At 35.4% G+C, this 8,703-nt stretch carries 7 protein-coding genes; all 7 read left to right on the top strand.

What is annotated here, in order from left to right; genetic code table 11:
• Positions 1–258 precede the first annotated feature (258 nt).
• Positions 259–1,206, top strand: coding sequence for an ABC transporter permease (locus tag A5844_RS12610; protein ID WP_086285553.1), 948 nt, complete (start codon positions 259–261; stop codon positions 1,204–1,206).
• A gap of 11 nt (positions 1,207–1,217) precedes the next feature.
• The gene (locus A5844_RS12605) at positions 1,218–2,138 is read left to right on the top strand and encodes a carbohydrate ABC transporter permease (RefSeq protein WP_086285552.1); all 921 of its coding nucleotides are present in this window, start codon (positions 1,218–1,220) and stop codon (positions 2,136–2,138) included.
• Between the two features lie 29 nt (positions 2,139–2,167).
• Positions 2,168–3,628, top strand: a complete 1,461-nt coding sequence (locus A5844_RS12600) for an ABC transporter substrate-binding protein (protein WP_086285551.1) — start codon at positions 2,168–2,170, stop codon at positions 3,626–3,628.
• An 83-nt stretch (positions 3,629–3,711) separates the two neighbouring features.
• On the top strand, positions 3,712–4,326 hold the full coding sequence (locus A5844_RS12595) for a DUF624 domain-containing protein (RefSeq protein ID WP_086285550.1): 615 nt from the start codon (positions 3,712–3,714) through the stop codon (positions 4,324–4,326).
• Complete coding sequence (locus A5844_RS12590) at positions 4,319–6,058, top strand: sensor histidine kinase (RefSeq protein ID WP_086285549.1); 1,740 nt, start codon at positions 4,319–4,321, stop codon at positions 6,056–6,058. The genes A5844_RS12595 and A5844_RS12590 overlap by 8 nt, the downstream gene beginning before the upstream one ends.
• Positions 6,051–7,511 (top strand): response regulator transcription factor, encoded by a 1,461-nt coding sequence (locus A5844_RS12585; protein WP_086285548.1) that lies wholly within the window; start codon positions 6,051–6,053, stop codon positions 7,509–7,511. The genes A5844_RS12590 and A5844_RS12585 overlap by 8 nt, the downstream gene beginning before the upstream one ends.
• A gap of 394 nt (positions 7,512–7,905) precedes the next feature.
• On the top strand, positions 7,906–8,703 hold a 798-nt coding region (locus tag A5844_RS12580; RefSeq protein ID WP_179190605.1), incomplete at its 3' end, for an IS110 family RNA-guided transposase.

The following is an 8,703-nucleotide window of genomic DNA, read 5'->3' as shown; positions in this document are numbered from 1 at the left end:
TTTTCATCCTTATGCCTCAGTGCAAAGCGCTTCTCTCATAACCTAGATAAACGGTGTTCCATCAGCTGATCTTTGATATTAAGCCAAAAAATTGTAAAATATGAGGAACTATTTTTCAATTTCCTGTCTTAATACTCAGATCAAAACGCTGATGTCTCAACCTCTATAATTTGTTTCATTTTATCTATAGTTTGTTTATTTATTCTCTTTTTTGAAAGCGCTATACTTACAGTGCGAATGATAGAAAGGGGTTTTTGCATGAAAAAAAGAAAGGGGTTAAAATGGTTCTTTGCAAATATATGGCGATATAAAGCGCTTGTTCTAATGGCGGTTCCTGGGATGATCTGGATGATCTATTTCTTCTATATCCCGGTATTAGCAAACGTTGTAGCTTTTAAAAATTTCCATATTTCTGCTGATGGCTTTCTTGCTAGTTTAAGAGAGAGTCCTTGGGTCGGGTGGGAGAATTTCAAATTTTTATTTTCTTCTGATCAGGCATTTTTGATTACTAAAAATACTATTTTATATAATGTGACGTTTATTGTACTGAATTTATTGATTTCTGTGGTTTTTGCCATCATCATGAGTGAGTTACGGAATAAACGTCTTGTAAAAGTGTATCAGACGATGTCTTTACTTCCTTATTTTCTTTCATGGGTCATCATCAGCTATTTTGTTTATGCTTTTTTAAGCCCAGATAAAGGAATATTCAATCAATGGCTCACAAGTCGTGGTGGAGAAGCAATCAACTGGTACAATGATCCGAAATACTGGCCGTTTATTTTAGTCTTTATTGGTACATGGAAGGGGATCGGGTATAACAGTATCATTTACTTTGCTTCTGTCATGGGGATTGATCCGACTTATTATGAGGCGGCAATGGTCGATGGTGCAAGTAAGTGGCAACAAATCAAGCATGTAACGATCCCACAATTAGTTCCACTAATGACGATTTTGACCATTCTAGCTGTCGGAAATGTATTTCGAGCAGACTTTGGGTTGTTCTATAATATTCCAAGAAATTCCGGGGCACTTTATGAGGTGACCCAAGTGTTGGATACTTATATTTATAACGGCTTGACATCTACTGGTGATTTCGGTATGACAGCGGCCGCTGGGTTATATCAGTCGGTGGTAGGATTTGTTTTGTTAATGATCACGAATACGATTGCGCGTCGCTTTGACAGCGAATCTGCATTGTTCTAAGGAGGAGAAAAATGAAAAAAAAGAAGGTAGAACGTGTACAAATTCGTTCTTTCAATAAGACAACAAACTTTTTCTCCAATATTTTGATTGCACTTTTCTCACTTTCTTGTGTCTTACCGTTTTTGTTTGTCATCGCGATCTCATTGACGGAAGAATCAGTTTTATCAACACAAGGGTATAGTTTTTGGCCGAAGACATTTAGTACATTTGGCTATACGTATCTCTTTGATCAAATGCAAGATAAGATTTTTCAAGCACTCTTTGTAACGATTCTTGTGACAGTTTTAGGAACATTGATCAATAGTACAGCTACTTCTTTATATGCCTATGCTATTTCACGTTCAAATTTTCCGTTTCGTCGTTTCTTTACTGTTTTTTGTTTGATCACCATGCTGTTTTCACCTGGGATGGTCGCAAATTATTTAGTTATGACGAATTTGTTACAACTAAAAGATACGATCTGGGCTTTGATTCTGCCGATGGCCGTAAGTCCTTTCAATATTATTGTGATGCGCACGTTCTTCAAACGTTCAGTTTCAGATTCGATCATCGAATCTGCAAGAATCGATGGTGCGAGTGAGTTGCGAATTTTTGTTCAAATCGTCTTACCATTAGCGATCCCAGGAATCGCAACGATCAGTTTGTTTGCAGCACTCGGTTACTGGAACGACTGGTTCAATGCATTACTATATATTCAAGATGATAAGCTAGTACCATTACAATATTTACTGATGAAGATTCAAAGCAACATTCAATATCTTACTCAAAATTCAGGAGCAGGCAGTCAGTTGTCTGGTGGTCTTGCTTCTGTTCCCGGAGAGTCTGCGCGCATGGCGATTGTTGTTATCTCAACATTACCGATTGCGATCAGTTATCCATTTTTCCAAAAACATTTTGTTAAAGGACTAACGATTGGTGGCGTCAAAGAATAGAAACAACCGAAGAAAGAGGAGGAAGAAAGATGAAGTTATGGAAAAAAATAGCATTCACTGGGGTTTCATCATTAATGGCGGTCTCACTAGTAGCTTGTGGTAGTGGTGGGGATACGAAAGACAATGCCGAAGCCAGCGATGCGACAACGCTTCAAATGTATCAAATTGGCGATAAACCGGATAATTTTGATCAGTTGATGGAAGTCGCAAACAAACGAATTGAGGATAAAATCGGTGTGAAAGTCAATATTAACTATATTGGTTGGGGTGATTACGAGAAAAAAATGAATGTCATCATTTCTTCTGGTGAAAACTACGACATCGCCTATGCAAATAATTATGTTTCCAATGCACAAAAAGGAGCTTTTACGGATTTGACTGAGATGGCTCCAAAATATGCAAAAGAAGCTTACGATGAGTTAGATGAAGCTTATATCAAAGGGAATCTAGTGAATGGCAAATTGTATGCTTTTCCAGTAAATGGCAATGTATTTGCGCAACAAGTATTGACTTTCAACAAACCTTTATTAGATAAATATGGATTGTCGGTAGATGGAATCGAGACTTATAAAGATGCAGAAAAAGTACTCCAAGAGTTCCATAAAAAAGATCCAAATACGGCAGCGTTTGCTATCGGACAAGGTTTTAAAGTACAAGGAGATTTTGACTATCCATTAGGAAATACTATGCCATTTGCGGTGGACTTAAATGGTGATGCTACAAAGATCGTCAATCAGTATGACAATAAAACTTATATCGACTTGCTACGTACAATGCACAGCTGGTACGGACAAGGCTTGATCCCAAGTGATGCTTCTACGAGTAATAAAGATTATCCATTAGAAGGTAATACATGGTTAATGCGTGGGGAAACCCAAGGGCCGTATGATTATGGTGATACGATTTTGACTAATGCAGCAAATCAGGAATTAGTATCAAAAGCAATTACGGTACCATTAAAATCAACTGGTCAAGCACAGATGGCTAATTTTGTAGTTTCAAACACTTCAAAGAATAAAGAAAAATCAGTAGAGTTTTTAGGGTTATTGAATAGTGACCCTGAGTTGTTAAATGGATTGGTTTGGGGAATTGAAGGGGAAGCATGGGAAAAAGTAGGCGAGGATAAGGTCAAATTATTAGACGGTTATCAACCGAATACTCACATGTCTGCTTGGAATACTGGAAACAATAAAATCCTTTACACTCAAGAAACAATCACAGATGAAATGATCGAAAAAAGAGATCAATCAATCGCTGAAGCGGAAACATCACCAATCTTAGGATTTAGTTTTAACACAGATAGTGTTAAGACGGAATTAAGTAATATTTCCAACGTCATGAACCAATACCTTGATGGATTGAATACCGGAACAGTAGATCCAGATGAAACATTACCTAAACTGATGGACGCCTTGGACAAAGCTGGATACGACAAAGTATTGACAGAAATGCAAAAACAATACGATACATTCCAAAGTGAAAATAAATAAGTAAACAATAACGGCGGACACTTACAATGTTCGCTGTTATTTGTATAATGAGAGAAGATACAAGGAAGTTTGGGGGAGATTATGTGTTAGGTAGAGCATTAGAGACATTATTTATACGAATATGGGTTGTGATGAAATTGACTTTGTATTTTTGGGTATTCACAGTAATCGGTGGGGTAGTTTTTGGGGTCGGACCTGCTTGGAAAACAATCAATGAACTATTTTATCACTATGGGTTTGAGTATAAAGAAATCACTTTCAAATGTGGTTGGCAACTGTTTAAAAAAGATTTTTTGAGAGGAAGTTTGCTTTTTGGAACTTTCTTATTAAGTATATTGGTACTTAGTTACAATTTATATTTATCTGTTCAGATCCAAGGTATGCTTTTTTTAGTAATCGATTTCATTTTATTATTTGGCCTATTCTATGCCTATACGGTGTATCAATACAGTATGATTTTAGATAGCGAATATAGACTTTCATTGATTAATTTATTGAAACTAAGTCTAATTTCCAGTTTCTCCAGTTTTTCGACTTTTTTGAAAATAGTTATTGGTAATAGTGCTATTTTATGGGTGACTTGGAATTATAAAGGGCTGATTTTATTTGGACTGATTGGTTTATTGACGGTTTGGAATGGACTGATTACTAAAAAATGGCGGGAAGAGCTGGATACTCAGCTGGAAAGTTATGAATAGATGGCGTTTTTTATTTTCAAAGGGGACATTGTTGAACCGATTATTACGGAAGTATGCCATTGTCACGATTCTTTTAACAATGGTGGCCACAGTGATCATTAGCATCCATACCTTTGTCCAAAAACAAGCGCAAGCGCAACAAGTAACAAATGAAGCAGTTCAAAATACACTGCGGACGTTCAGTGATAAACAAACATTAAGTAAAGTCATTAAAAATCAAGTAGTAGGAAATTCAGATAAAATTGAAAACATTACGACATATCTCACAAAACCTATTGATGAATATTTGATGTATGCATACGATCAACAACAAAAATTAAGTGATTTTTTGACTTTTCCTAATTTGATTCGAGATATTTATGTTAATTATGAAGAAGTTCGCACTGTATATGTCGTAGTAAATCAGTTACCTGAATATTTTGCGTCTTCAAGAGAAGATAAAGGGGGCAAAGTCAGAAAAGGTACACCGCAATTAAAAGAAGCTTTTTACATTAAAATGCCGATCACACAAGGTGGGGCAGAAGTTGGTAGCATGTTTATCGGTTTTGATAAAAATGAGTTAGATATGGCATTGGCCAATGTCAATTCTTTTGACGGATTATCCTTATATATGATTTCTGGAACGATGAATCGTCTGTATACCTTTCATGATCGAAGACTTCCACAGTCAAAAGTGAGGACACAAGAAAAAAAGATTACAAACGCTTTGCAAGCGGATTCGACGTTGCCGATAACCGAATTAGCTAAAACAAATATCGTTCAATCACAGGTGTTGGCAGATGACTATCGTATTTTAGCCGCTTTAGATAAACATGCGATTCGCCAAGTGACAATAAAAAACCTTGCACCGTTGATTATTGGCGTTATTTTCCTCGATGGACTGTTACTTTTCTTTTTATATAAAACCTTTAAACGCTATTCTCAACAGATAGATCGTGTCATGGAAGCTATGGATGAAGTGGCCAAAGGAAATCTGGATACTCGAGTAGATACTAGCATCACAGAATATGAATTGAAAGATCTGTCAAATGGAATCAACCATATGTTGGGTAGTATCAATCAGTTTGTAGAAGACATTTATAAACTGGAAATCAAGCAACAAGATGCTCACATGAGAGCTCTTCAAGCACAAATCAATCCGCATTTTTTATACAATACGCTTGAATATATCCGCATGTATGCCCTGAGTGAAGGTAGTGAAGAATTAGCAGATGTCGTTTATGCCTTTTCTGCTCTACTAAGAAATAATACAAACCAAGATAAAACGATCTGTCTCAAAGAGGAATTAGATTTTTGTGAAAAATATGTCTATCTTTATCAAATGCGGTATCCTAATCGAGTGGCATATCACTTTACAATTGAAACTTCTTTAGAACAAATCGAAGTACCAAAGTTTGTCATTCAGCCTTTAGTAGAAAATTACTTCAAACATGGAATTGATTTCACTCGATATGATAATGCATTAAGTGTAAAAGTTTTTGAAGAAAATGAAAAAGTCCAAATTTTGATTCGTGACAATGGAAAAGGGATCACGGATGAACGCCTGGCAGAGATCAGAGCAAGATTAACACACCAAAAAGTGGAATTGTTTGAGTCAATTGGTATACAAAATGTCAATGAACGAATGCGTGCTAGTTTTGGGCAGAGTTATCAAATGATTTTTGAACAAAACAGAGAAGGTGGATTGACGATTCGGTTGATGTTTAAAGAAAAGAGGGGAGAAAGTGTATAACGTATTATTAGTTGATGATGAATACATGATCTTAGCAGGATTGAAGAAAATCATTGATTGGAATAATCTAGGTTTTGAAGTGGTTGCGACTGCAGAAAATGCAATGCAAGGCCTTGCAACTTTAGAGGAAAAAATGATTGATTTGGTGATCACTGATGTAACAATGCCTGAGATGAATGGGATAGAATTTATTGAAGCTGCACAGAAACAACATACTAATTTTGAATTTATGATCTTATCTGGCTATCAAGAATTTGACTATTTAAAAGGAGGTATCCAACTTGGCGCAGTGAATTATTTGATGAAGCCAGTCAATAAGGTAGAATTGATCAATAGTTTGAAGACAGTCAAACAACGTTTAGATCATCGCAATGAACAGAAAAACCAGCAAGAGATCTATCAAGAAATACTCTTTAGTCAATGGCTCAATGAAGAATTGGATGAGCTTAGTGAAGAAGAATTGTTGGAGAAACTTGGAGATAAACAGCGTCGAATATTATTAGCACAATTACCTAGACAGACAGAAAAAGAGGTCAATCAATGGTTGATGAAAAGAAAAGAACCTTTTTATTATCAAAGAAATTATGGGAAACTCCTTTTATTCGTACTTTTATTAGAGGAAGAAACTGTTCCGGTATTTTGTAAGTTTATCGAATGTACTTATCCTGAACAAGAGTGGTTGATCAGTATTGGAGAAGAGACAACGGAACCAGAGAAAGTGCCGGAAAGCTATCAACAAGCAAAAGATAATTTGCAACTTCACCAATTTTATGGTGAAAAAAAACATAGAGTCTTTTATGTCGATCAAGGAACAGCGAAGGAACAGTCGATTGATTTTTCTTCCTTCAATCGTGTGCTTCAAAGTGGACAACTTGAAGCAGCACAGCAAATGCTTACCAGCTTCTTTGAACAATTCCAACAAGCTGTGATGACTCCAGAAGATATCCGTCACTTTAGTTTTTTATTATTTATGGATATCCAACGAGAGTTGATTCACTTGGATGATGATGAATATTTGACTGGTATCCAACAGATCAATCAAGCAAAGTCAGTACAAGAGTTACATCAATTACTGCTATCTTTACTTAAAGACCAACAAAATCAGAAAAAATATAGTCAAAATATTGAAAAAGTATTGGCGATTTTACATGAACAATATAATGAACCATTAACCTTAAAAAATGTAGCTGAGAACCTACATTTGAATGTCATGTATTTAGGTCAGCTGTTTAAAAAAGAAACGAAAAAAAGTTTTTCTACCTATCTGAATCATTTGCGAATGGAGAAAGCAAAGTATCTGCTGATTCACAGCAAACAAAATATCAATGAAATCTCAAATGAAATAGGCTATAACAACACTACCTACTTCTCTAAATTATTCAAGAAAATCGTTGGCCAGTCCCCTACGGAGTATCGGGATAACCAAGGAATTGTAAAAGAAAAAATTTTGTAAAAAAAATCGATTACTTAAAAATGAGTAGATATAAAAATTACTCCCTGTTGTATATAGCAAGAGATAGTATTTTTATTAAAAAAGTTGAGGAAGAGAAAACTTTGAATAATTGGTGAACAGAAAGAAAATGTATTTTTTCGGCTCTTTGTCAAACACACATGAATTCGCAAACTCATTCACCCTGAAGAATGAAAGGTAAGATTGTAGTACAATTATAGAGGAAAGGAAAAAAGCCGCCATTATTTTGGAAAAGCAAGTGATGCCGATTGTCAAACTGGCTTGCTTTATTTCTCGAGAACCTTGAAATATTGCCAATGAGCATGTGTATAAAAATTTGATTTTACATGAAATAAAGCACTCCTTTCCTAAAATCATGGGAAAGGAGTGCCTTTTTATGGAAATCATTTACGAATGCTGTGCTGGATTAGATGTCCATCAAAGTAATGTTGTTGCTTGTGTTTTACAAGGTCCGCTTACTTCTACCAGACCAAAAAAACATCTACAAAAATTTGATACGACCACCAAAGGATTATTAGCCCTACATGAATGGCTAACGGATTTTGATTGTGAGATTGTCGCTATGGAAAGTACAGGTATTTATTGGAAACCGGTTTGGCACATTCTTCAAGGAAATTTCGACTTAGTTCTAGCTAATCCGTATAAAATTAAAAATATTCCTGGGCAAAAAACGGATAAAAAAGATGCAAGTTGGATTGCTAAGTTGCTGCGAGTAGGTTTGATTCCCAAAAGTTTTGTTCCAGAGGAACCTATACAAGATTTGCGTGAACTCACACGGTTAAGAAAAATGTGGATCGAATCTAGAAATCGAGAAAAGAATCGCGCGCACAAAATTTTACAGACTGCCGGAATTAAAATAACTTCTTACATGACAGATATATTCGGATTATCTGGAAGAAATTTATTAAATCTATTGATTAATGAGGAAGATATTACTGCAGAAAAAGTTGAAGCGGCTGTTTATACTTCTTTAAAATTTAAAGTGCCGGAATTAGTGGAAGGACTTACTGGCTTTTTCAGAAGTCATCACAAGTTTTTATTGGCACAAATTTTAGATGTTATTGATATGTATAACAGTAAGATTGGTGAACTAGAAACCAAAATAGCCGAATATTTACTTCCTTACCAAAAACAGATGGACAATTTATTAACGATCCCAGGAATTAGTACGGAT

This window comes from Candidatus Enterococcus wittei (assembly GCF_002140175.1).
GTDB lineage: Bacteria > Bacillota > Bacilli > Lactobacillales > Enterococcaceae > Enterococcus_B > Enterococcus_B wittei.
This window is presented reverse-complemented; position numbering and strand designations above follow the sequence as displayed.

Excerpts from the sequence above, each read along its gene's own strand:
- A5844_RS12610 (WP_086285553.1), top strand. The coding sequence starts at position 259 with ATGAAAAAAAGAAAGGGGTTAAAATGGTTCTTTGCAAATATATGGCGA.
- A5844_RS12605 (WP_086285552.1), top strand. The coding sequence starts at position 1,218 with ATGAAAAAAAAGAAGGTAGAACGTGTACAAATTCGTTCTTTCAATAAG.
- A5844_RS12600 (WP_086285551.1), top strand. The coding sequence starts at position 2,168 with ATGAAGTTATGGAAAAAAATAGCATTCACTGGGGTTTCATCATTAATG.
- A5844_RS12590 (WP_086285549.1), top strand. The coding sequence starts at position 4,319 with ATGAATAGATGGCGTTTTTTATTTTCAAAGGGGACATTGTTGAACCGA.